At 73.8% G+C, this 22,595-nt stretch carries 25 protein-coding genes; 9 read left to right on the top strand and 16 right to left on the bottom strand.

Going from position 1 to position 22,595, the window contains the following annotated elements:
- Positions 1–67 precede the first annotated feature (67 nt).
- Genes chlG through BCF33_RS10555 form a run of 4 tightly spaced genes read left to right on the top strand, consistent with a single transcriptional unit; the run spans position 68 to position 3,924 of the window.
- Positions 68–973, top strand: a complete 906-nt coding sequence (chlG, locus tag BCF33_RS10570) for a chlorophyll synthase ChlG (RefSeq protein WP_106160889.1) — start codon at positions 68–70, stop codon at positions 971–973.
- Positions 970–2,205: a PucC family protein gene (locus tag BCF33_RS10565; protein WP_106160888.1), complete on the top strand. Its 1,236-nt coding sequence runs from the start codon at positions 970–972 to the stop codon at positions 2,203–2,205. The genes chlG and BCF33_RS10565 overlap by 4 nt, the downstream gene beginning before the upstream one ends.
- 4 nt (positions 2,206–2,209) lie before the next feature.
- Positions 2,210–3,400: a geranylgeranyl diphosphate reductase gene (locus BCF33_RS10560; RefSeq protein WP_106160887.1), complete on the top strand. Its 1,191-nt coding sequence runs from the start codon at positions 2,210–2,212 to the stop codon at positions 3,398–3,400.
- On the top strand, positions 3,397–3,924 hold the full coding sequence (locus BCF33_RS10555; protein ID WP_106160886.1) for an isopentenyl-diphosphate Delta-isomerase: 528 nt from the start codon (positions 3,397–3,399) through the stop codon (positions 3,922–3,924). Before BCF33_RS10560 ends, BCF33_RS10555 begins: the two co-directional genes overlap by 4 nt.
- Before the next feature lie 268 nt (positions 3,925–4,192).
- Here BCF33_RS10555 and pufX read toward each other — a convergent pair whose 3' ends face one another.
- The 12 genes from pufX to BCF33_RS10495 all read right to left on the bottom strand — a co-directional run bounded on the left by pufX (position 4,193) and on the right by BCF33_RS10495 (position 14,002).
- On the bottom strand, positions 4,193–4,435 hold the full coding sequence (gene pufX, locus BCF33_RS10550) for an RC-LH1 core complex protein PufX (protein WP_158259408.1): 243 nt from the start codon (positions 4,433–4,435) through the stop codon (positions 4,193–4,195).
- An 11-nt stretch (positions 4,436–4,446) separates the two neighbouring features.
- Positions 4,447–5,376 (bottom strand): photosynthetic reaction center subunit M, encoded by a 930-nt coding sequence (pufM, locus tag BCF33_RS10545; RefSeq protein ID WP_106160884.1) that lies wholly within the window; start codon positions 5,374–5,376, stop codon positions 4,447–4,449.
- An 11-nt stretch (positions 5,377–5,387) separates the two neighbouring features.
- Positions 5,388–6,218 (bottom strand): photosynthetic reaction center subunit L, encoded by an 831-nt coding sequence (gene pufL, locus BCF33_RS10540; RefSeq protein WP_106160883.1) that lies wholly within the window; start codon positions 6,216–6,218, stop codon positions 5,388–5,390.
- Between the two features lie 100 nt (positions 6,219–6,318).
- Complete coding sequence (gene pufA, locus BCF33_RS10535) at positions 6,319–6,510, bottom strand: light-harvesting antenna LH1, alpha subunit (protein ID WP_106160882.1); 192 nt, start codon at positions 6,508–6,510, stop codon at positions 6,319–6,321.
- Positions 6,511–6,520: 10 nt separating this feature from the next.
- Positions 6,521–6,670, bottom strand: a complete 150-nt coding sequence (gene pufB, locus BCF33_RS10530; protein WP_106160881.1) for a light-harvesting antenna LH1, beta subunit — start codon at positions 6,668–6,670, stop codon at positions 6,521–6,523.
- A gap of 91 nt (positions 6,671–6,761) precedes the next feature.
- On the bottom strand, positions 6,762–7,007 hold the full coding sequence (gene pufQ, locus BCF33_RS10525) for a cytochrome PufQ (protein WP_106160880.1): 246 nt from the start codon (positions 7,005–7,007) through the stop codon (positions 6,762–6,764).
- Positions 7,007–8,470 carry a chlorophyllide a reductase subunit Z gene (gene bchZ / locus BCF33_RS10520; protein ID WP_106160879.1) on the bottom strand — a complete coding sequence of 488 codons (1,464 nt, stop codon included), beginning with the start codon at positions 8,468–8,470 and terminating at the stop codon, positions 7,007–7,009. Before bchZ ends, pufQ begins: the two co-directional genes overlap by 1 nt.
- Positions 8,470–9,924 carry a chlorophyllide a reductase subunit Y gene (bchY, locus tag BCF33_RS10515; protein WP_245883841.1) on the bottom strand — a complete coding sequence of 485 codons (1,455 nt, stop codon included), beginning with the start codon at positions 9,922–9,924 and terminating at the stop codon, positions 8,470–8,472. The genes bchZ and bchY overlap by 1 nt, the downstream gene beginning before the upstream one ends.
- An 84-nt stretch (positions 9,925–10,008) precedes the next feature.
- Complete coding sequence (locus tag BCF33_RS10510) at positions 10,009–11,040, bottom strand: chlorophyllide a reductase iron protein subunit X (protein WP_106160878.1); 1,032 nt, start codon at positions 11,038–11,040, stop codon at positions 10,009–10,011.
- Positions 11,037–11,966, bottom strand: a complete 930-nt coding sequence (gene bchC / locus BCF33_RS10505; protein WP_106160877.1) for a chlorophyll synthesis pathway protein BchC — start codon at positions 11,964–11,966, stop codon at positions 11,037–11,039. Before bchC ends, BCF33_RS10510 begins: the two co-directional genes overlap by 4 nt.
- A gap of 87 nt (positions 11,967–12,053) precedes the next feature.
- Complete coding sequence (locus BCF33_RS10500) at positions 12,054–13,139, bottom strand: methyltransferase (RefSeq protein WP_106160876.1); 1,086 nt, start codon at positions 13,137–13,139, stop codon at positions 12,054–12,056.
- Complete coding sequence (locus BCF33_RS10495) at positions 13,136–14,002, bottom strand: polyprenyl synthetase family protein (protein WP_106160875.1); 867 nt, start codon at positions 14,000–14,002, stop codon at positions 13,136–13,138. The genes BCF33_RS10500 and BCF33_RS10495 overlap by 4 nt, the downstream gene beginning before the upstream one ends.
- Positions 14,003–14,096: 94 nt before the next feature.
- On the opposite strand from BCF33_RS10495, the gene crtD reads away from it, so the two are divergent.
- Together crtD and BCF33_RS10485 are read left to right on the top strand one after the other, a co-directional pair.
- Complete coding sequence (crtD, locus tag BCF33_RS10490; protein WP_106160874.1) at positions 14,097–15,635, top strand: 1-hydroxycarotenoid 3,4-desaturase CrtD; 1,539 nt, start codon at positions 14,097–14,099, stop codon at positions 15,633–15,635.
- Entirely contained in the window at positions 15,593–16,459 is an 867-nt protein-coding gene (locus BCF33_RS10485; protein ID WP_106160873.1) for a carotenoid 1,2-hydratase, read from the top strand. Before crtD ends, BCF33_RS10485 begins: the two co-directional genes overlap by 43 nt.
- Before the next feature lie 17 nt (positions 16,460–16,476).
- Here the strand turns inward: BCF33_RS10485 and tspO are convergent, their stop codons facing one another.
- On the bottom strand, positions 16,477–16,944 hold the full coding sequence (gene tspO, locus BCF33_RS10480) for a tryptophan-rich sensory protein TspO (protein WP_106160872.1): 468 nt from the start codon (positions 16,942–16,944) through the stop codon (positions 16,477–16,479).
- 95 nt (positions 16,945–17,039) lie between these two features.
- Here tspO and BCF33_RS10475 point away from each other — a divergent pair, with 95 nt between their 5' ends.
- Genes BCF33_RS10475 through BCF33_RS10465 form a run of 3 tightly spaced genes read left to right on the top strand, consistent with a single transcriptional unit; the run spans position 17,040 to position 19,320 of the window.
- The gene (locus BCF33_RS10475) at positions 17,040–17,735 is read left to right on the top strand and encodes an ABC transporter permease (protein WP_106160871.1); all 696 of its coding nucleotides are present in this window, start codon (positions 17,040–17,042) and stop codon (positions 17,733–17,735) included.
- The gene (locus tag BCF33_RS10470; RefSeq protein ID WP_106160870.1) at positions 17,732–18,472 is read left to right on the top strand and encodes an ATP-binding cassette domain-containing protein; all 741 of its coding nucleotides are present in this window, start codon (positions 17,732–17,734) and stop codon (positions 18,470–18,472) included. Before BCF33_RS10475 ends, BCF33_RS10470 begins: the two co-directional genes overlap by 4 nt.
- The gene (locus BCF33_RS10465; protein ID WP_106160869.1) at positions 18,469–19,320 is read left to right on the top strand and encodes an ABC transporter substrate-binding protein; all 852 of its coding nucleotides are present in this window, start codon (positions 18,469–18,471) and stop codon (positions 19,318–19,320) included. Before BCF33_RS10470 ends, BCF33_RS10465 begins: the two co-directional genes overlap by 4 nt.
- Before the next feature lie 46 nt (positions 19,321–19,366).
- Here BCF33_RS10465 and folD read toward each other — a convergent pair whose 3' ends face one another.
- The 3 genes from folD to BCF33_RS10450 are packed head-to-tail and all read right to left on the bottom strand — an operon-like array spanning position 19,367 to position 22,592.
- Positions 19,367–20,266: a bifunctional methylenetetrahydrofolate dehydrogenase/methenyltetrahydrofolate cyclohydrolase FolD gene (folD, locus tag BCF33_RS10460; RefSeq protein ID WP_106160868.1), complete on the bottom strand. Its 900-nt coding sequence runs from the start codon at positions 20,264–20,266 to the stop codon at positions 19,367–19,369.
- A gap of 26 nt (positions 20,267–20,292) precedes the next feature.
- Complete coding sequence (locus tag BCF33_RS10455) at positions 20,293–20,907, bottom strand: invasion associated locus B family protein (RefSeq protein ID WP_106160867.1); 615 nt, start codon at positions 20,905–20,907, stop codon at positions 20,293–20,295.
- A 14-nt stretch (positions 20,908–20,921) separates the two neighbouring features.
- Positions 20,922–22,592: a formate--tetrahydrofolate ligase gene (locus BCF33_RS10450; RefSeq protein ID WP_106160866.1), complete on the bottom strand. Its 1,671-nt coding sequence runs from the start codon at positions 22,590–22,592 to the stop codon at positions 20,922–20,924.
- Positions 22,593–22,595 lie beyond the last annotated feature (3 nt).

Below are 22,595 nucleotides of genomic sequence, written 5' to 3'. Positions count from 1 at the left end.
CGGCGGCAAGCCGCCGCGACAAACCGGCGCTTGCCGCCCGCCATGCTGTCCAGCTAGGTTGACACCCATGAGCGTATCGCCCGATGTCCAGCCGCCCTCCGGCCGAAGGCCGCATCCCGCGGCCCTTCTCGAGCTCATCAAGCCGATCACCTGGTTCCCGCCCATGTGGGCCTTCCTCTGCGGCGTGGTCTCGGCCGGGGCGGGCCTCGCCCTGCACTGGCCCGAGGCGCTCGTCGGCGCGATCCTCGCCGGGCCGGTGGTCTGCGGGATGAGCCAGGCCGCCAACGACTGGTGCGACCGGCACGTCGATGCGATCAACGAACCCGGCAGGCCCATCCCCTCGGGCCGGGTGCCGCCGCGCTGGGCGCTCGGCACCGCGTTGGGGATGACGGCGCTGGCGCTGATGCTCGGCACCCTCCTCGGCCCGTGGGGGTTCGGCGCCACGGTCGTCGCGATCCTCGCCGCCTGGGCCTACTCCCTCGAGCCGGTGCGCCTGAAGCGGTCGGGCTGGTGGGGGCCGGGCCTCGTCGGCCTCTCCTACGAGGGGCTGCCCTGGTTCACCGGCGCCGCCGTCGTCTCGGCCGCGAGCCCCCGCTGGGAGGTGGTCGCCATCGCCGCGCTCTACGCGCTCGGGGCGCACGGGATCATGACGCTGAACGACTTCAAGGCGCTCGAGGGGGACCGGGCGACGGGCGTGCGGTCGCTGCCCGTGACGCTCGGTCCCGACAGGGCGGCGCGGCTGGCCTGCCTCGTCATGGCGCTGCCGCAGGTGGCGGTGGCGGTCCTCCTCTTCGAATGGGGGGCGACATGGCCGGCCGTCGCGGTGTCGGCCTCGCTGGCGCTGCAGCTCCGGGCGATGCTGGCGCTTCTCGGGGACCCGAAGGGACGGGCGCCCTGGTACAACGGGACAGGCGTGCTCCTCTACGTCTCGGGGATGATGGCGGCGGCGATCGGCCTCGGGGCGATGGGATGAGGGGCTGGCCCCTCCTCGCGCGGCTCTGCCTCGTGAACGCCGCCATAGGGGGCATGGCGGCGCTTCCCGTGAACCTCTTCAACCGCCTGATGACAGTCGAGCTGGCGCTGCCCGCGACGCTCGCGGGGGTCCTCGTCGCGCTGCACTACGGGGTGCAGCTCTCCCGCCCGTTCTTCGGCCACCGCTCGGACGCCCGCGACCGGCGCGCGCCCTTCGTCGTAGGGGGCATGGCGCTCCTGGGCCTGTCGGTGACGGCGGCGGCTTGGGGGATCGTGATCGCGCCCTCCTCGCTGCCGGCGGCGCTGGCGATCTGGGCGCTGGCCTACGGGGGGATCGGCCTCGGGATCGGCGCGGCGGGCACCTCCTTCCTCGCGCTGCTCGCCACCGCGGCGGGCCCCGAACGCGCGGGGCCCGCGGCGACGCTCGCCTGGCTCATGCTGATCGCCGGAGCCATCGCGGCCTCCCTCGGCGTCGGCCAGGCCATCGAGCCCTACGAGCCCGCCGCGATGCTGCGCACGGTCGCGGGGGCCTCCGCCCTGGCGCTGGCGCTGGCGACCCTCGCCGTCCTCGGCGCCGAGCGGGAGGCGCCGGCCCCGCCCGACCCCTTGCCGCTGCGCGCCGCCCTCGCGGCGGCCTGGGCCGATCCGGCCGCGCGGCGCTTCACGGGCTTCGTCTTCCTGTCCATCCTGGCCTTCTACCTCTCCGAGCTCGTGTTCGAGCCCTTCGCCGGCCACGTCCACGGGCTTTCCCCCGACGAATCGACGAAGCTCTCGGGCGGCAAGGACGGTGCGGCGCTGCTCGGGATGCTGTCGGTGGGGGGGCTCTCCGCGCTCGGCCTCGGCAGCCTGCGGACCTGGGCCGCCACGGGTTGCGCGATCTCGGCCGCGGGGCTTCTCCTCCTGGGGGCTGGGGCGCCGCTCCTGCCGGCGACGGTCACGCTCGGCCTCGGGAACGGGGCGTTCGTCGTGGGCGCGATCGGCTCCATGATGCGGCTCGCCTCCGAGGGGGACGGGACGGGCACCCGCATGGGCGTCTTCGGCGCCTCGCAGGCCGTCGCCGCGGGCCTCGCCGGGCTGATGGCCACCGCGACGCTCGACCTCGCGCGCGCGGTCCTGCCCGACGCGCAGGCCTACGGCCTCCTCTTCGCCGCCGAGGCGATGCTGTTCCTCGCGGCGGCCGTCGTCGCCCTCCGCGTCCTCGCCGCGCCCCGCGCGCTCCAACCGGGAGAGTAGACCCATGCTCGACGTCATCGTGGTGGGCGGCGGGCCCGCCGGGGCCACCGCCGCCGAGGACCTCGCCCGCGAGGGTCGCTCGGTCGCGCTCATCGACCGGGACGGGCGCATCAAGCCCTGCGGCGGCGCTATCCCGCCCCGCCTGATCGACGATTTCGCGATCCCCGATTCGCAGATCCTCGCCCGCATCCGCACCGCGCGGATGATCTCGCCCACGGCGCGGCGCGTGGACATGCCCATCGAGAACGGCTTCGTCGGCATGGTCGACCGGAAGGACTTCGACCCTTTCCTGCGCGAGCGGGCCCTCCGGGCCGGGGCCGAGCGGCACGTCGGCACCTTCCGCCGGATCGAGCGGGACGCGGACGCCACCACCGTGATCTTCCGCGAGAAGGCGACGGGGGCCGAACGAACGCTGAAGGCCCGGCTGGTCATCGGCGCGGACGGAGCGCGGTCGGACGTGGCCCGGGCCGAGGTGCCGGGGGGCGACGCGATCCCCTATGTCATCGCCTATCACGAGATCATCGAGGCGCCCGACCACGCCGAAGGGGGCGGCGGCACCTACGACCCCGCCCGCTGCGACGTGATCTACGACGGCGCGATCAGCCCCGACTTCTACGGCTGGGTCTTCCCGCACGGCCGGTCGGCCAGCGTAGGCATGGGCACGCAGGCGCCCGGCTTCGACCTGAAGAAGGCGACCACCGAGCTGCGCGCGTCCGCCGGCCTCTCGGGCTGCGCCACCATCCGGCGCGAAGGCGCGCCGATCCCCCTGAAGCCCCTCGAGCGCTGGGACAACGGCCGCGACGTGGTGCTGGCCGGCGATGCGGCGGGCGTGGTCGCCCCCTCCTCGGGCGAGGGCATCTACTACGCCATGATGGGTGGGCGCGTGGCCGCGCAGGCCGCCCTCGCATGCCTGCGGACGGGCGACGCGAAGGCCCTCCGCCTAGCCCGGAAGGCCTTCATGAAGGAGCACAAGACCGTCTTCCGCGTCCTCGGCGCGATGCAGGACGCCTATTACCGCTCCGACGAGCGGCGCGAGCGGTTCGTCTCGCTCTGCCACGACCCGGACGTGCAGCGCCTGACCTTCGAGGCCTACATGAACAAGAAGCTCGTGCGCTCCTCTCCCTGGGCGCATATCAGGATCGGCATGAAGAACGTCGCCCACCTCACCGGCCTGATCCCGGCCACCGCCACGTGACGATACCGGCCTGGGTGGACGGCGCGCTCGTGCCCGTCGGCAAGCTCGAGGCGCACGAGCGCGGGCTGCGCCACCCGGCCGTCTCCGTCTTCGTCATGCGCGATGGGCCGTCCGGGCCCGAGACGCTGCTCCAGCGCCGGGCGGCCGGCAAGTACCACACGCCCGGCCTCTGGGCGAACACCTGTTGCACCCACCCCGCCTGGGGCGAGGACCCGTCCGACTGCGCCGCGCGCCGCCTGCGCGAGGAGCTCGGGATAGAAGGGCTTCCCCTGCGCCATGCCGGCCAGGTCGAATATCGGGCGGGCGTCGGGAACGGCCTGACCGAGCACGAGGTGGTGGAGGTGTTCACCGCCGACGCGCCGGACGGCATGGCGATGGCCCCGAACCCCGGGGAGGTGCAGGACACGCGCTGGACACCCCTCGCCGCCCTGCCGGCGGCCATCGCGGCGGACCCGGACGCCTACACCCCCTGGCTGCGCATCTACCTCGAGCGGCACGCGGACCTGATCTACGCGGGCACCTGAACGCGCCTCACCGGCCCCTTCGCCGGCCGCGGCATCTCCTGGGGGTCGGGGGGGCGGGGCGCCGCCGGCCGCCTCGAGGGGGGCCCGACGGTCCCGGGGCGATCCCCGCGTCCGAAAGCCTCCCGCGAAAAGGCCCCGGCCCAAGGGCCGGGGCGAGTCACCCGCCGCCACGCGGGAAAAGGGAACCGGGGCCCACGGGCCCCGTGGCGCGACCCCTCTCGGAGCCGTCCGTCAGGGCCCGCCCCCGCCGGGGGGACGGGCCGGTCTCTCAGGCGAAGGCCGGCACCTCGGCCAGCCAGGGCACGCTCGATTCGGGGGTCGGGTCCGGGGCCAGCTTGGACTCCTCCGGCAGCAGCTGGCCCACCAGCCACAGCCCGACGATGAAGAGGATCGGCCCGAAGAAGGCGATCGCGCCGTAGAGCGCCCCGCGCAGCATCAGGCCCATCCCCTGCTGGCGCAGCACGGACCGGCGGGCCGATCCCGTGCCGAGGGGGGTGGTCACTTCGTCCATCATGCCCTCCTTCAGGGGTCCAGGGGTGCGTAGCCGTGGAGTTGCGCCCAGGTGTACCAGTCGTCCACTACCGGCCCGGTCAGGAGGATGCCGATCCCGCCCGTCAGCGTGGTGAGCACGGCGAACCACCAGGCCCAGCGGTGGATGCCCTCCATCGTGGCGTTGAACCCCATGGTCCAGCGCCAGAAGAGGGCCGCCCGCTCGGTCGCGGTGCCGCGGTCCACGATCTGCTCGAGCTCACGGTCGCCCCCGTAGCGCGAGACGGCGAGGATCGTCGCCCCGTGCATCGCGAAGAGCAGGGTCGAGCCGTAGAGGAACACGATGCTCAGCGCGTGGAACGGGTTGTAGAAGAGGTTCCCGTAGGAGAGCGAGAAGAGGTTCGTCCAGTCGAGGTGCGGGAAGATGCCGTAGGGCACCGCCTCGGACCAGGAGCCCATCGCGATCGGCCGGAAGAGGCCGAGGACGAGGAAGAGCCAGACCGCGCTCGCGAAGGCCCAGGCCACGTGCTTGCCCATCCCGAGCCGGTCCGCCAGCAGGTAGGACCGCACCCACCATGTCAGCACGCTGATGAGCAGGAAGAAGCTCGCGATCAGGTAGAGGCCCCCTTCGGCCATCGGCACCGCGAGCGAGAGGCCGTATTCCGGCCCCGGTGGCTCGAGCGCGAGGTAGAAGAGCTCGCGCAGGAAGATCGCCGGGTTGTAGTCCACCTGGCCCCAGAAGCTCGCCCCGACGAGGACGAACCAGAGGGTGCCCGTCGCGATCGAGACGAGCCCCCAGGTGCCGAGGTAGATCGGCCCGAGCTGCGCGTTCCCCAAGATCCCCGCGAGACGCGAGAAGCCGGCCCGCCCGGTGCGGTTCTCGAGGTTCTGGTTGCCCGCCATGCCCATCTCGGGCGGGCCGACGACCTGAACCTGGGTGAAGATGTTCTGGTATTCAGGCATTGATCATCCCCTCACAGGTCGGCCCAGAAGGGCAGGAACAGGTACCAGTCCCACCAGGCGATCCACTCGTCGAACCAGATGGTGCCCGAGATCACGATGCAGATCGCCGACCAGAAGCCGGCCTGCAGCGCCAGGATCAGCCCCAGCCGGTGAATGCCCAGCGGCCCGATCGAGTAGCCGATGTAGTCGCGGAAGTAGGTGTCCTCGTAGTCGGGGGTCTTCATCTCCTCTCCCTTGGGCGGGTTCGCGGCCGACAGGATCAGCGCGCCGTGCAGCGCCAGCGCCAGCGTCGTCGTGAAGAAGAGCGACACCGCGACCATGTGGGCCGGGTTGTAGTGGAAGTTCCCGTAGAGGTAGCCGACGTTCGAGACCCAGTTCAGGTGGGTCCAGATGCCGTAGGGGAAGCCCTGCCCCCAGGCGCCCATCAGGACGGGCCGGATCACCACGAGCGTCGTGTAGGCGAAGATCGCGACGCCGAAGGCGAAGGGCACGTGATAGCCGATGCCCAGTTTGCGGCAAATCTCCACCTCCCGCAGGAGCCAGGAGATGAACGCCCCGTGCGCGCAGATCGTGATGATCTGCCAGAGGCCCCCCTCGGCCAGCGGCGCGGGGCCGAGGCCGTACTCGAGTGGCGGCGCCTCGATCGAGATCAGCCAGGGGTTCCACACGCCCTGCAGCGCGGCGCCGTAGAAGATGAGGACCGTGCCCAGGGCGGCGAAGAACACAGTCGTGACGCCGAAGAAGCCGACGTAGAAAGGCCCGACCCAGAAGTCGAAGAGGTCGCCGCCGACGAGGGTCCCGCCCGGCACCCTGTATTTCCGCTCGAAGCTCAGGAGCGCCATGGCTCGTCCTCCTCCCGTTCGCGGCGGCGCGCACTTCCTCCGGAGAGGCGGGCGCCGGTGTTTCGGATGGGGGAGGGCCCCGGGGGGCCCTCCCCGGGGTTCACTCGACGACGATGGCGTCCGGCGTGGCCGGCTCGCCGTACTTGATGGCCGCGTTCTCGAACCAGTTGTACCGCTCGGTCGAGAGCAGCACGAGGTGGATCATCGCCGCCAGGAGGAACAGGAACACGCCCTGCGCCACGAACACCCGGCGCGGGTCGAAGACCAGCCAGATCTTGTAGAACTTGCTCATGGGATCCTCCTCAGAACCAGGGCGCCCAGATGAACACGGCGATGTGCGCCAGCACCGCGACGATCACGAACAGCCAGAGGCCGCTCATGTAGACGCTGTGCAGTTCCTGAGCCTGGTCGTCGGTGAGGCCCGTGAACGACAGACCGGTGTAGTCAGCCATTTTCAGTCTCTCCTTCGGACAGTCTGCATGCCGCAGGGCCCCTGCGGCCGGGTCTCCGCCGACGGGCGGATCACGTGCCTCCGGGCGCGCGTCACGCGCCGGAGAAGATCATCGGCGTGATGACGCGGGCCTGCGACCAGGCGCGCGCCACCGGCCCGCGCTCGGGCAGCCGGAAGTGGCGAAGGGCGGTCAGCGCCCAGACCACGAGGGTCAGGGGCAGCGTCGCCGCGAAGATCAGGGCGAAGTAGGCGGCGAACTCGCGCCGCTCGGCCTCCGCGCGGCGGCGCGCCGGGGCGCCCGCGTCCGCGAAGTGCATGTCCATGGACTGGTCTGCCATCAGCCTTCCTCCCTGAAGGACGCCGGGGCGAGCCCCCGGACGGTGTCGGTGCCCACGCGGCCGTCGCCGGCGGCCTGGGCGCGTTTCTCGGCCTCGTCGCGCAGCGACTTGGCCGCCGAGATGCGGGTCAGGATCGGGTGCTCGGCCACGATGCGGTCCAGCAGCGCCTGCGCCTCCGGCTCCCAGGGCAGGTCGCGGCGGAGGGGCGTCGCCCTCGCGCCCGCGTCCAGCTCGGTGCCGAGCGGCAGGATGTGGAAAAGCGCGTCGAAGAGGCCGTTGCACACCTCCTGCAGCAGGTAGGTCGCGCCCGCGTAGCCCATGAAGGGCGTGCCCGTGGCCCGCCGAATCGCGGCGCCGGGGAAGCTCGCGGGGATGAAGGCGGGCGCCGGCCCGTGCCCCGCCTTCAGCTCGGCGAGGTACATCTTCTCGTTGATCGAGCCGAGGACCACCGTAGGCCGTCCCTGGGCCATCGCCGCGCGGATCGCCGCGCCGTCGTTCTTGGCCCCGGCCTTCCGCTCGAAGGCGAAGGCGCAGGGCAGGCCGAGGTCCTCCTCGAGGTACCGCCGGATGCCCCGCGCGTAGGTCTCCGAAGCGCTGATCCCGAAGCTGGCGGTCGCGAAGAAGTCCTGCGTCACCGACCGCCAGAGGTCCCAGATCGGCTTGAGGGTGGAGTGCTTCTCGCGCTCGATGAAGGGCTCGGGGTCGAGGCCCAGCGCCTCGCCCAGGGCGCGCAGGAAGCGCGTCGTCTGCTCCAGCCCGATCGGCGCCTGGAAGTAGGGCGCGCCCAGTGCCTCGGCGAGGCCGCGCCCGAACTCGCGGTACATCACCACGTTGGCGTCCGCGTTCACGAGGCCCCGCAGATCCGCCAGATGCGCGCCCAGCGGATAGGTCATGTTGACCTCCGCCCCCAGCCCTTCGACCAGCCGCCGCACCTCGGCGAGGTCGGAAGCCATGTTGAACGTGCCGTACATGGGCCCGAGGATGTTCACCCGGGGCCGCGCGCCATCCTCCCGCCGCTTGGGCCTGGGAAGGCGGCCCTTCGTGCAGCCGAATTCCTGGAAAGCCCAGAGCATGGCGCGGTCGGCCGACTGCCACTGGTCCTCGTCGATGGTGCGCGGCAGGAACCGCTGCAGCGTCGTGCCCTCTGGCGTCACGCCCCCGCCGATCATCTCCGCGATGGACCCGGTGACGACCACCGCCGGCAAGGCGGGGTCCAGCGTCTCCCAGGCCCGCTTCATCGCACCTTCCGTGCCGTCGCGGCCCAGCTCCTCCTCGCCGAGGCCGGTGACCACGATGGGCAATTCGTGCGGGGGCAGGCCGTCAGTGTAGTGCAGGACGGACGTGACGGGCAGGTTCTCGCAGCCCACGGGGCCGTCCACGACGACCTGCAGCCCTTTGAGGGCCGTGAAGGCGTAGACCGCCCCCCAGTAGCCCCCCGCGCGGTCGTGGTCCTGGATCAGCATCAGATCATCGCCTCCGCCGCCTTGGCGCGGGCGCGCTTGTCGAGCTTCTTCCGGTTCAGCGCGCGGAAGTCGGGCCGCAGGTTCGGGGCCCCTTCCCAGACGCCCGCCGCGTCGCCGGTGCCGACGCCCTCGAAGAACCCCTTCATCCGGGCCATCCGGCCCCGGTTGCCCATCGCGGCGCGCACCACCTCCTGCAGCGAGCCCGCGCCGGCCGGCCCCATCAAGGGCCGGGCCGAGATGAGGTTGGTGAAGTAGAGGGACGGGATCCCCGCCTCCTTCGCCTTCTGCACCACGGGCGTCGTCCCGATGGCGAGGTCCGGCCGCACCCCCTCCATTGCGGAGAGGTCGTCCTCCAGCGAGGCGCGGAACCGCACGGTCGCGCCATGGGCCTCCAGCCACTCCCGGTCGGGGTCGGACATAGCCGAGCGCGCGCAGGCGGTGCCGACATAGGGCACGTCCGCCCCGCTCTCGACCAGCAGGCGCGCAACGAGGAGCTCCGAGCCCTCGTAGCCCGACACGGTGATCGTCCCCTCGACGCGGGAGCCGTCCAGCGCCTCGCGGATCGCGGGCAGGAAGGCTGCCTTCGCCCCGTCGGCCGAGACGCCGAACGCGTGCCCCACCCGGTCCAGCCAGGCAGCCGTGCCGTCCAGGCCCACGGGCGCGCCAGGCAGGCAGGGCCGGCCCGCGGCCCCGAACTCGCGCATCGTGGCGGCGTAGAACGGATGGATGGCGGCGGCCGCCGCGCAGTCCAGCGCGCCGTAGAGCTCGCGCCACTCGCGGCAGGGCACGACCGGGCCCGCGGCCAAACCCATCGGGGCCAGCATCGCGCCGATCATCACCGGGTCGGCGGGGAACATCTCGCCGATCAGCGCCAGCGAGGGGCGGCCCGAATCAGACCCCGATCCGCCTTCGGGGCGCGGCACGGGGCCGGCCTCCACCTCCGCGCGGGCATGGGCCAGCATCGCGCCGGCGAGGACGTCCTTGGCCTCCGCATGGGTCGGCACGCCGAAGCCGGGCACGTCGATCCCGACGATGCGGACGCCGTCGATCTCCTTCGGCAGCAGCCGCAGGGGCACGCCCGACGCGGTCGGCACGCAGAGGTTCGTCACGATGATCGCGTCGTAGGCCGCAGGATCGGCCATCGCGTGGACGGCATCGCGGATGTCCTCGAAGAGCTTGCCGGTCACCAGCGTCTCGCTGTCGAAGGGCACGTAGCCCACCGACCGCCGCGCGCCGTAGAAGTGCGACACGAAGGTCAGCCCGTAGACGCAGCAGGCCGAGCCCGACAGGATCGTGCCCACCCGCTTCATCCTGAGGCCGGTCCGCAGGCTGCCGAAGGCCGGGCACATGCTCTGCGGCTTGTCGTGCGGCCCGACGGGGTAGTCCGCGCGGTACCGCTCCATCATGGCGGCGTCGGCGCGGCCCTCGGCCCGCTCGGCCGACCGGGCGCACAGGCCCTGGGGCTCGGCCCCGCTCACTTGCGCCCGTCCTTCAGCGCGCGCTCCAGGCGCTCCAGCGCTTGGAGGTCGAGGGGGCGCTCAGGCGTCGTCATAGATCACCTCCAGCGAAGCCTTCGGCGCGGCGTCCTTGCCGCGCATGTCCGCATCGGTCGCCGGCTCCAGCACCACGCCCGCGCCCGTGTCCTTGCCGTCGAAGAGGGCCAGCAGCCCGTCCTGCGACAGAGCCGTGGGGTGGACGGGGGGCGCGGCGGCGACGTTCTCGCCCAGCGCGGCGAAGAGGCCGCCCCACCGCGAGGCGTCCGTGCCGACGATCTGGTAGTTCGCCGACTTCTTCCGCAGGTCGTCGTCCTGCGGGATCGAGGCCAGCACGGGGATGTCGACGGCCTTCGCGAAGGCCTGCGCCTCGCCCGAGCCGTCGTCCTTGTTGACGACCAGCCCCGCGACCCCGACGTTGCCGCCCATCTTGCGGAAGTACTCGACCGCCGAGCAGACGTTGTTCGCCACGTAGAGCGACTGCAGGTCGTTGGACCCGACCAGGATCACCTTCTGCGCCATGTCCCGCGCGATCGGCAGGCCGAAGCCGCCGCAGACCACGTCGCCCAGGAAGTCCAGGAGGACGTAGTCGAAGTCCCAGTCGTGGAAGCCCAGCTTCTCCAGGAGCTCGAAGCCGTGGATGATGCCGCGCCCGCCGCAGCCGCGCCCGACCTCCGGGCCGCCCAGCTCCATCGCGAAGACGCCGCCGCGCTTGAAGCAGACGTCGCCGACGCCGACTTCCTCGCCGGCCAGCTTCTTGCGCGTGCTCGTCTCGATGATCGTCGGGCAGGCCTTGCCGCCGAACAGCAGGGACGTCGTGTCCGACTTCGGGTCGCACCCGATCAGCAGCACCCGCTTTCCCTGCTCGGCCATCATGTGGGAGAGGTTGGCCAGCGTGAACGACTTGCCGATCCCGCCCTTGCCGTAGATCGCGATGATCTGCGTCTTGGAGGTCGGCTCCGCCGTCGGCACCTCCAGCGTCGGCTCGGCGGCCTCCTTGCGGAGCGCCTCGGCCTGCTCCGCGAGAGCGGGTCGGCGCGCGTCCGCGCGAAGGTCCGGAACGGTGTCGAGGCTCATGCGTGGCCCTCCCAGTCGAGGATCATCTTCAGGCAGGCGGGGTCGTCGAAGGCCGTGGCGTAGGCTTCGGCCGCCTCCGCCGCGGGCCTTTGGTGCGTGATCAGACCGTCCAGCGAGAGGTGCCCGCCCTCCACGAGGTCGCGGGTCACGCGCAGGTCGTCCGGCGTCCACTCGGCCGCGATGCGGATGCGCGCTTCGCGCATGAAGGCGGGGGCGAAGGCGAAGCTCGGGCGGCCCGCGTAGAAGCCCGCGAGCACCAGCTCGCCCCCCCGGGCGAGCCGGCCGATCAGCCCGTCGATCAGCGCGGCGTCGCCCGAGGCGTCGAAGATGCAGCCGTAGTCCCGCCGCTCGTCCTGCTCGGGCGCGATCACCGCATAGTCCGCGGCGCCGCGCCGGCCGGGGTTCGCCTCCCACACGGTGGGCTCGCCGCCGGCGGCCACGGTCAGCCGCGCCAGGAGGCGGCCCAGCGCGCCATGGCCGACGATCAGCTCCGGCAAGGCGTTGCCGAGGCCCGCGACCGCGTGCCGCGCGGTCGCCGCCAGCGCCAGGAGCGCGCCCTCCGGGCCGTGCCCCGGATCGATCCGGACGCAGCGGGCCGAATCGGTCACGACCGTCCGGGCCGCGCCGCCGAAGAGGCCGCGCGCGCCCTCGTAGCAGTCGGCGCCGGGCACGAAGACCGCGTCGCCGGTCTTCAGCCGACCCGCCCCCTCCACCACCTCGCCCCGCGCCTCGTAGCCCGGGACCAGGGGATAGCCCATCCCGGGGAAGGGCGGCATCTCCCCGGTCCAGAACAGCTTTTCGGTGCCGGTCGAGATGCCCGAATGGCGGATGCGGATCACGGCCTCGCCCGCCACGGGGGCGCGCAGCGGCAACTCGGCGAGGTCGAGGTCGCGCGTGTCGGAAAGAAGGACGGCCTGGGTACGCATCGGATCTCCCCATCGTCGCGGACTGGACGATCCGCGACATGATGTCACGATAGCGATACTGACCGAGGTGTCAACTAAACTGGACAGTCAGGTGTGGGCCTCGACGACGGAGGTCACGAAGGGCCGCCGGGTGCGCCGCTGCCGGACGGTTCCGAACCCCGCCCCGGCCACCAGGCGCGCGACTTCGTCCGGGGTGCGGGCGCGGCCGGTGCCCATCGCCATGCAATAGAACGCGAAGTAGAGGTCGCCCGCCCGGCTCCCGCGCATCGGCTCGGCCACGATCAGGCGGCCGCCGTCCGGCAGCGCCGTGCGGCACCTCGCGAGAAGCTCCGCCACCGTCGCGTCGTCATGGTCGTAGAGGACCCGGATCAGCGTGATGCAGTCGGCCCCCTCCGGCAGCGGCCCGTCCCGGAAGCTGCCGGGCGCGATCCGTGCGGCGACGCCCTCGGCCCGGAACCGCGCCTCGGCCGCGGGGGCGACTGCGGGCAGGTCGAAGAGGGTCAGCGCCGCGTCCGTGCGCCGCGCCGCGTGGCAGAGGAACGCCCCCGTCCCGCCGCCCACGTCCATCAGGTGCCGCACGCCCGAAAGGTCGACGGCGTCCAGCACCTCCTCCGCGACCGGTCCGAGCGAATCGGCCATCAACGCCGAGTAGCGCCGCGCCTCGGCCTCCGGCGCCTCGCCATGGACGTAGGGCCAGAAGCGGGCCAGCTCGCCCGTGCCGCCGCGAAGGATCGCCAGGGGGTCGGCGAGGTCGGCATAGAGCGCCCGGTGGTGCCGGATCATGTCCCGCAGCCCCGGCACCCCCGAGAGCGCGGCACCCCGCAGCGTGGCGCGCCACCCCTCGCCCTCGCGCCGCAGCAGGCCGAGCGCCGCGCCCGCGTCCAGCAGCGTCGCCATCCGCCCCGGCGCGATCCCGGCCCCCGCGCCGTGATCGGCGCCGACGGGCGCGTCGATCGCGGCCCCCGGAAGGTCGAGCTCGACCAGGGCGAGCAGGGCCTGCGAGTGGACGAACCCCGCCACGAGGTCGAAGATCGCCTCGCCGTCGCGGCGCACCCGCCGTCGCAGCAGGGGGCTGCGCGCGCCCCGGGACTGGAACCGGGGCGAGGCGGCGAGCCGCAGCACCCTCGCGCGCCAGCCCCCCCGCCGCGCGAGGGGCGCGTCCACGGCCGTCACTCGGCAGCGATCCGCGCGGGAAGGTCGGCCGGCACCAAGCGCGTGGCCGTCCTGCGCACCATCATCGCCAGCGCGGCCTCGCCCGGGCAGGCGGGGATCGAGGCAACCGCCCCCGCGAGGATGTCGTCGAGGCGCCGCGCCGCGCCCCGCAGCCCCAGCTCGGCCACGGCCGAGGGGCGGGCATGGACGGCGTCCTGGCCCGAGGGCTTGCCCAGCTCGGCCTCGGTCATGAGGGCGTCGCGAAGGTCGTCGGCGACCTGGAACGCCTCGCCGATGCGCTGGCCCAGCTCCTCCCAGGGGAGGGGGTCGTGGCCCGCCGCCGCCGCGCCCATCTGCGTCGCCGCCACGAAGAGCGCGCCGGTCTTGGCCCGGTGATAGGCCGAGAGGTCGACCTTCGCCTCCGACTCCCAGCCCTGCCCGGCGCAGATGCCGCCGGGCATCCCCCCGTACGCGGCCAGGAGGCGGACCAGCCCGAGCGCCCGCGCCTGCCCCCCCGCCGCGAGCACGTCGAAGGCCAGCATGATGAGCGCGTCGCCCGCGAGGAGCGCGAGCGGCTCGGAGAAGGCGGCGTGGAGCGCGGGCTTGCCCCGCCGCAGGGGCGCGTCGTCGAACATGGGCAGGTCGTCGTGGACCAGCGAGGCGCAGTGCACCAGCTCGAGCGCGGCCGCCGCACTGTCGGCAGCGGCCGGCTCGTCGTCGCCGCAGGCGATCGCCACGTTCAGAAGGATCGTCGGGCGGATCCTCGCCCCGCCGGGCCTCACGGCGTAGGGCAGCGCCGCGGCGAGGCGCGGCGGCGCGTCCGCCCCCGCCGCGAGGGCGAGCGCCGCATCCATGGCCGATTCGATGCGCTTCGTCAGGGGCATGGGAATCCTCCCGCAGGGCCGCTTCGCGGCTGCTTCGTGTTGTAAACTAAACTGGACACTCTAATCTGTCCATCGGATCGAAGGAGGCGCCGCCTTGGACGTCGACACGCTGGTCATCGGTGCGGGGTTCGGGGGCCTCGCCTGCGCCGCGCTGCGCGCCGCCGCCGGCGACCGGGTCGTGGTCCTCGACAGGGCCGCGGCGCCGGGCGGCAAGGCGCGCACGGTGCCGACGCCCGCCGGCCCGGCGCAGGCCGGCCCGACCGTGGTGACGATGCGCCCGGTCTTCGACGCCCTCTTCGAGGCCGTGGGCGAGCACCTGGAGGACCACGTCGCCCTCTCGCGCGAGCCTATCCTCGCCCGCCACTCCTGGCGCGACGGGACCGCCCTCGACCTCTTCCCGGACCCGGCCGCCTCCGCCGCGGCCGTCGATGCCTTCGCAGGCCCGCGCGAGGCGGACGCCTTCCGGCGGTTCGCGGCCGAGGCCCGCGCCCTCTTCGAGGCGTTCGACCGCCCGATGATGCGCGCGGCGCGCCCCCGTCCCGCCCGCCTCCTCGCCGCTGCGCTGTCCCGGCCCCGGCATCTCGGCGCGCTGCTGCCCGGCAGGACCCTCCAGGGCGCGCTCGACGCCCGGTTCCGCGACCCGCGGCTGCGGCAGCTCTTCGGGCGCTACGCCACCTATGTCGGCGGCTCGCCGCGCCTCTCGCCCGCGGTCCTCGGGCTGATCTACCACTCCGAGGCCTCCGGCGTCTGGCGGGTCGAGGGGGGACCTTCCGCCATCGCCGCAGCCCTCGCCGGCCTCGTCCGGCGCCGGGGCGGGACGCTGCGCTTCGGCGAGGGGGCCGCGCGCCTTTTGGTCCGCGGGGGCCGCGTGCGCGGCGCCGTCACCGACGAGAGCCGCACGATCCGCGCCGCCCACACCGTGTTCGCCGGCGATCCCCGGGCCCTCTCGGAAGGCCTCCTCGGCGAGGCCGCGCGCCCCGCGGTGCCCCGCCGGGCGGTCGAGCCGCGCTCGCACTCGGCGCATGTCTGGGCCTTCGCGGCGCGCGCGACGGGGCCCGAACTCGCCCATCACAACGTCTTCTTCGCCGACCCCGAGGAGGAGCACGCCGCCCTCGGCCGTGGCGAGACGCCGCGGGACCCGACCCATTATCTGTGCGCTGAATGGGGCGGGACCCCCAAGCCGGACCCGCCGCTCCGGCGGTTCGAGATCATCGCAAACGCCCCGCCCCTGCCGGGCGGCACCACCGAGGAGAGCGCTTCATGTCACTCGACGATGCTTCGCAGCCTGAGGGCGCACGGGCTGCGCCTCGATCCCGAGCCGCCGCCGCCGACGACGCCGAGGGACTTCGCGGCGATGCATCCGGGCAGCGCCGGCGCCCTCTACGGGCCGTCCCCGCACGGGAGCTGGGCGGCGCTGCGGCGCCCGCGGGCCCGGACGCCGATGCCGGGCCTCCTCCTGGCGGGGGGGGGCTGCCATCCGGGGGCGGGGATCCCGATGGCAGCGCTTTCCGGCCGGCACGCGGCCGAGGCGATCGGGACGGGCCGAACTTCGCCGTCGAGGTCCCGCCCCGGGGCTACGGCTGGTGGTACATGGACGCCCTCGAGGAAGACGGGGGACGGGGCCGCGCGCTGAACGTCATCGCCTTCCTCGGCGGCGTCTTCTCGCCTTGGTACGCTTGGTCGGGGCGGCGCGATCCGGACGACAACTGCTGCATGCACGTCGTCACCTACGGGCCGGGCGGGCGCTGGGCGATGACCGACCGCGGGCGCGCGCGCCTCCGGCAGGAGGAGGCGCGCATCGACATCGGCGCCTCCTCCATGCGGTGGGAAGGGGGCCGCGTCGTCGTCGACGTGGACGAGCGTGCCTGGCCCCACATGGAGCGCATCCGGGGCACCGTGACACTGACGCCCCGCTTCGTCACGGAGGTCGAGCGCGCCCTGACCCCCGACGGGACGCACGTGTGGCGCCCCTTCGCGCCCCGCGCGGAGGTCGAGGTGGACTTGGGCCGTCACGGCCGCTGGCGCGGGCACGGCTACTTCGACGCCAATTTCGGGCTTCGCCCCCTAGAGGAGGACTTCGACTACTGGGTCTGGGGCCGCTTCCCCGACGGCGACGGCGCGATCGTGGTCTACGACGCCGACCTCGCGGACGGCACCAAGCGCGGCATGGCGGCCCGCTTCGCGCCCGACGGCTCCGTCACGCCCGTGCCGATCCCCCGGCGCATGCCGCTTCCGCGCTCGCGCTGGGGCGTGCGGCGCGAGGCCTGGGCCGACGCCGGCCATGCCCCGCGGCAGTCACGCGCCATGCTGGGCGCACCCTTCTACAACCGCGCGGCCATCGAGACGGTGCTCGGCGGCGTGCGGACCGAAGGCGTCCACGAGAGCATCGACCTGCGCCGCTGGGGCGCGTGGTGGATGAAGCCCATGGCCATGATGCGCGTCCCCCGCAGGCGCTGAGCGGCGGCGGCGGCGGCTCAGGCGGCCGCGGCGCGGCCGCCGTTGCGGCGCAGGATGTCGGCGTTCAGCGCGCCGGCATAGCTCGTCCAGACGACGTAGGGGACGAAGGCGATCAGCGTCAGCCGGTCCAGCATGGCGAAGGCCACCGCCGCCAGAAGAACCAGCGCCCAGAGGACGGCCAGGACCGCGAGGGCCGCCTTCAGCCGCCTCAGCCCGAAGAATACCGGCGTCCAGAGCGCGTTCCAGGCGATCTGCGCCGCCCAGAGGGCCAGCGCGACCTCCGCGCCCGGCAAGTGCGCCACCCGGGCCGCGGCCCAGGCGATCGCCACGTAGAGATAGGTCCAGGCCAGTGGGAACAGCCAGTCGGGCGGCGTCCAGGCGGGCTTGTCCAGCCGCCGGTACCAGTCCCCCGGCGGGAACAGCGCGCCGGTGGCGCCCGCCCCCGTGCACGCGATCAGGAAGAGGCCGAAGATCATCCAGTCCATCCGCCCCATCCTAGCCCGGCCCCGCCCGGCGGCGAGGCCCCCTCGCCCTCCGCGCGGTTCCTTGGCATCCCTTCGGACCGAAAGGGGCGCGTGCCATGTGGGAGATCACCGTCGAGGCCATCCGCCTCATCGCCCGGGGCGACGCCGAGGTGCTCGAGATCGCGGCCCTGTCGCTGCGGGTCACGGCGGCCTCGGTGCTCGCCTCCTGCGCGATCGGCATGCCGCTCGGCGCGGCCGTCGGCGCGTTCGCCTTCCCCGGCCGCAGGGCTGCGACGGCGGCGCTCTCGGCGCTGATGGGCTTGCCGCCGGTCGTGGTGGGGCTCGCGGTCTACCTCCTCCTGTCGGCGTCGGGGCCGCTCCACTGGCTCGACATCCTCTATTCCCCCGCCGCGATGGTGCTGGCGCAGACCCTCCTCGTGACGCCGCTCGTCGCCGCGCTCACGCGCGAGGTCGTGGCGGGCCGCGCGGCCGAGTATCGCGACCTCTTCGCGTCGCTGCGGGCCGGCCCGCTCCTGCGGCTGCGCGCGCTGCTCCTCGACGCGCGCGGCGCGCTCGCGACCGTGGCGCTGGCGGGCTTCGGGCGCGCGATCGCCGAGGTCGGCGCCGTCATCGTCGTGGGCGGCAACATCGCGCACCACACGCGCGTCATGACCACCGCCATCGCGCTCGAGACCTCCAAGGGCGAGCTGGAGCTGGCGCTCGCGCTGGGCCTGATCCTCCTCGGGATCTCGCTCGGGGTGAACGCCGCCGTCATGCTGCTGCGCGGCCCCTCGGGCGCCCTCGCGGCATGAGCGGCGCCCCGCCGCCGCTGATCGAGGCGCGCGGCCTGACCGTGGAGGCCCCCGGGGAGACCCCCCGCCGGCGCCTGCTGGACGGGGTGGACCTCGCCGTGCCGGCGGGCGGGCGCCTCGTGGTGATGGGCCCGAACGGGGCCGGCAAGACGGTCCTGCTGCGGGCGCTGCACGGGCTCGTGCCGCATGGGGGGACGCTGCTCTGGCGCGGCCGTCCGGCGCCCCCCGGCCCGCGCCGCGGCCAGGCGCTCGTCTTCCAGCGCCCGGTGCTCCTGCGCCGCTCCGTGCTCGCGAACCTCCGCTTCGCGCTCGCCGCCGCCGGGGCGCCCCGGCGCGTGCGGACCCCCCGCGCCGAGGCCGCGCTGGGGGAGGCGGGCCTCCTCCACCTCGCCCACCGCCCGGCCGCGGTCCTCTCGGGGGGCGAGGCCCAGCGCGTCGCCCTCGTGCGCGCGCTCCTGGCCGCGCCGGACCTCCTCCTCCTCGACGAGCCGACGGCCTCGCTCGACCCAGAGGCGACCCGCGCGGTCGAGGCGCTGCTCGCGCGCGCCGCCGCGGCCGGGACCGCCCTCGTCCTCGTGACGCAGGACCCCGGCCAGGCCCGGCGCCTGGGTGGCGAAGGGGCGATCCTCCGGAGGGGGCGGATCGCCGCGAGGGGGCCGGTGGCCGCGCTGCCCGTGGGCGGGGCCTGGGGACCCCTGGACGACGGCGGCCCGGCGGGCCTAGGAGCCGCGCCATGACCCCCCGGCTTCCCTTCGGCGCCCTCCTCCTCGCCCTCTCGCTGTCCGCCCTCGCCCCCGCCCTCGCCCCCGCGCGAGCGGACGAGGACGCGGGCGCGGGCGACCCGCTGATCCTGCTCTCCACCACCTCGACGGAGAACTCGGGCCTTCTCGCCCATCTCCTTCCCCTCTTCGAGGCGCAGAGCGGCATCGAGGTGCGCGCGGTAGCCGTCGGCACCGGGCAGGCGCTGCGGGCGGCGGCCCGCGGGGACGGCGACGTGCTGCTGACCCACGACCGCACCGCGGAGGAGCGCTTCGTCGCCGAAGGCCACGGCACGGGCCGCCGCGACGTGATGTACAACGACTTCGTCCTCGTCGGCCCGGCAGGCGACCCGGCCGGGATCGCGGCCCTGGACGAGGCGCCCGCCGCCCTCGCCGCCATAGCCGCCCGCGGGGCGCCCTTCGCCTCGCGCGGGGACGAGAGCGGCACCCACCGGGCCGAGATGCGCCTCTGGGCCGAAGCCAGCGTCGACCCGCTTCCGGCCTCCGGCACCTGGTACCGCGAGATGGGCCAGGGCATGGGCGCGGTGCTGAACGCGGCCGTGGCCATGGACGCCTACGCGCTGACCGACCGCGCGACCTGGGCGGCGTTCGGCAACAAGCGCGGCCACCGCATCCTGCTGGAGGGCGACCCGCGCCTCTTCAACCCCTACGGCGTCGTCCCCGTGGACCCCGCCCGCCATCCCGGCGTGAACGCGGACGCCGCCGAGGCCTTCGCGAGCTGGATCACCGGCCCGGCGGGACAGGCGGCCATCGCCTCCTTCGAGGTGGACGGGCAGCGCCTCTTCGTCCCGAACGCGGGAAGCTGACGCGCCCCTCGCGCAGGGGGCGGGGGGACGGCGGCGGGGCCGGCCGTCAGGCCGTCAGCCCCTCCGGCACCGGCAGCCCGTGCGCCCGGCAGCACGCCGCCAGCGTGTTCGCCAGAAGGCACGCGATGGTCATCGGCCCGACCCCCCCCGGCACGGGCGTGATGGCCCCGGCGACCTCCGCCGCCTCCTCGAAGGCGACGTCCCCGACCAGCCGGGTCTTCCCCGGCCTTCCGGGATGCGCCTCGCGCGTGATGCCGACGTCGATCACCGTCGCGCCTGGCTTCACCCAGTCGCCCCGCACCATACCGGCCCGGCCCACCGCCGCGACGAGGATGTCCGCCCTGCGGCACACCGCGGCGAGGTCCTTCGTGCGCGAATGGGCCACCGTCACCGTGCAGTCCTCCCGCAGGAGGAGCTGCGCCATCGGCTTGCCGAAGAGGTTCGAGCGCCCCACCACCACCGCCTCCTGGCCGGAGAGATCGCCCAAGGCGTCCCGCAGGAGCATCAGGCACCCCAGCGGCGTGCACGGGACGAGCGCGTCGCCCCCCGTCGCCAGAAGGCCCGCGTTCTCGACGCTCAGGCCGTCCACGTCCTTGGCGGGGTCGATCCGCGCCACGGTCCGCCGCTCGTCCAGGTGCTCCGGCACGGGGAACTGGCAGAGGATGCCATGCACCTTCGGATCGGCGTTCAGCCGGTCGATCAGCGCGAACAGCGCCTCCTCGGACGTGTCCGCGGAGAGCCGGTGCTCGAAGCTCTCCATCCCGGCGGCCACCGTCGCCTCGCGCTTGTGCCCGACATAGACCTCCGAGGCCGGGTCCTCGCCCACGAGGATCACCGCGAGGCCGGGCGTGATCGCGTGCTCATCCTTCAGCCGGGCGACATGGCCGGCGACCCGCTCGCGGATGCGGGCCGCGAAGGCCCTGCCGTCGATGATGGCTGCGGTCATTCCGCGCCCTCCTTCCGTTCCGTCCCTCACCGCGCCCGGCGCCGCGACGGCGGCCCGAACGCCTCGCGGTCCGCCTCCATGGCGTCGAGGGCCCCGGCGATCCCGCGCAGGGAATAGATCTCCTCCGCCCCCGCCGCGCGGACGTGCATCCAGCGGCCCGCGCGCATCGCCTCGATCAGCCCCTCCGCGTCCGGCACTGTGACCTTCTGCGGATCGCCCGGCCCGTCCGGCCCCCCCGGCCGGACGTCGACCACCCGCTCGGGCCCGCCGTCGATCGCGATCCCGAGGCCCCGCCGGGCCGTCCCCGCGGCGTCGAGCTCCCGCCCCCAGAGGGTCAGCACCGGGCCGCCCTCGGCGTCCGGGTTCACCGAGAGGCGCCCCTTCCCGAAGAAGCCGCCGTCGACGAGGTGCACGTACTGCACCGCCCGGCAGGGCCCGCGCCCCGCCTCGTCGCAGACCACCAGCCAGTCCCCCTGGTAGGAGCGGCGCCCCCCGAAGGGATGCTCGAACCACGCGCCCTCGGGGACCGTCTCGGCGGCGGGGGGCGCCGGCAGGCAGAGCACCGCCAGGAGGGCCGCCGCGGCGGGCGCGAGACCGCGGCGGCGGCAGGAACGGCGGCGGCGCGTCGTCCGGGGCGTCATCCTCGAGGCTCCATCTAGAAGAGGCCCTCGACCTCGCCCGCATCGTTCAGGCGGATGCTCTCCGCGCTGGGCACGCGGGGAAGGCCGGGCATGGTCATGATCTCCCCGCAGACCACGACGACGAAGCCCGCCCCCGCGCTCAGGCGGACCTCGCGCACGGGCACGGAATGGTTCGTGGGCGCGCCGCGCAGGTTCGGGTCGGTCGAGAATGAGTACTGCGTCTTGGCCATGCACACCGGAAGGTGGCCGTAGCCCTGCTCCTCCCAGAGGCGCAGCTGGTCGCGGACCTTCTTGTCCGCCAGGACCTCGTCGGCTCGGTAGATGCGCTTGGCGACGGTCTCGACCTTCTCGAAGAGGGGCATGTCGTCGGGGTAGAGCGGCGCGAAGTTCGCGACGTCCGCGTCGGCGATCGCGGCCACGCGGCGGGCCAGGGCTTCCGCCCCCCGGCCCCCTTCGGCCCAGTGGCGGCTGACGATGGCCTCCGTTCCCTGGGTCTCGGCAAAGGCGCGCACGGCCTCGACCTCGGCGTCCGCGTCGCCCGAGAAGTGGTTGATCGCGACCACGACCGGAACGCCGAAGCCCTTCACGTTCTCGATGTGCCGGCCGAGGTTGGCGCAGCCCCTGCGCACGGCCTCCACGTCCTTTGCCCCGAGGTCGGCCTTCGCCACGCCGCCGTTCATCTTCATCGCCCGCACCGTGGCGACCAGCACCACCGCCGAAGGGGCCAGCCCGGCGAGGCGGCACTTGATGTTCATGAACTTCTCCGCCCCGAGGTCGGCGCCGAAGCCCGCTTCCGTGACCACGTAGTCGGCCAGCTTCAGCGCCGTCCTCGTGGCGATCACGCTGTTGCAGCCGTGCGCGATGTTGGCGAAGGGCCCGCCGTGGACGAAGGCGGGGTTGTTCTCCAGCGTCTGGACGAGGTTGGGCTGCATCGCGTCCTTCAGGAGGACCGTCATCGCCCCGTCCGCCTTGATGTCCCGGCAGAAGACGGGGCTGCGGTCGCGCCGGTAGGCGACGATCATGTCCCCCAGCCGCCGCTCGAGGTCCTTCAGGTCGCGCGCGAGGCAGAGGCAGGCCATCACCTCCGAGGCGACGGTGATGTCGAAGCCCCCCTCGCGCGGGAAGCCGTTCGCCACGCCGCCCAGGCCGACGGTCACCTGCCTGAGCGCGCGGTCGTTCATGTCCACGACCCGCCGCCACTGGACGCGGCGGACGTCGATCCCCTCCTCATTGCCCCAGTGGACGTGGTTGTCGATCATCGCCGACAGCAGGCTGTGCGCGCTGGTGATCGCGTGGAAGTCGCCCGTGAAGTGAAGGTTCATGTCCTCCATCGGCACGACCTGCGCGTGCCCGCCCCCCGCCGCGCCGCCCTTCATGCCGAAATTGGGGCCCAGCGACGCCTCGCGGATGCAGACCACCGCGCGCCTGCCGATCGCGTTCAGCCCGTCGCCGAGGCCCACGGTCGTGGTGGTCTTGCCCTCGCCCGCGGGGGTCGGGTTCACGGCCGTGACGAGGATCAGCTTGCCGTCCGGGCGCCCTGCCAGCCCGTCGATGAAGGCCTGCCCGACCTTGGCCTTGTCGTGCCCGTAGGGCAGCAGGGCCTCCGCCGGGATGCCCAGGGCCTCGCCGATCTCTCCGATGGGCTTCTTCGGCGCCGCGCGCGCGATCTCGATGTCGGTCTTCAAGGC

It is taken from the genome of Hasllibacter halocynthiae (genome assembly GCF_003003095.1).
In the GTDB taxonomy this organism is placed as follows: Bacteria; Pseudomonadota; Alphaproteobacteria; order Rhodobacterales; family Rhodobacteraceae; genus Hasllibacter; species Hasllibacter halocynthiae.
The sequence above is the reverse complement of the archived record's forward strand: the minus strand, read 5'-3'. Positions and strand labels throughout refer to the sequence as shown.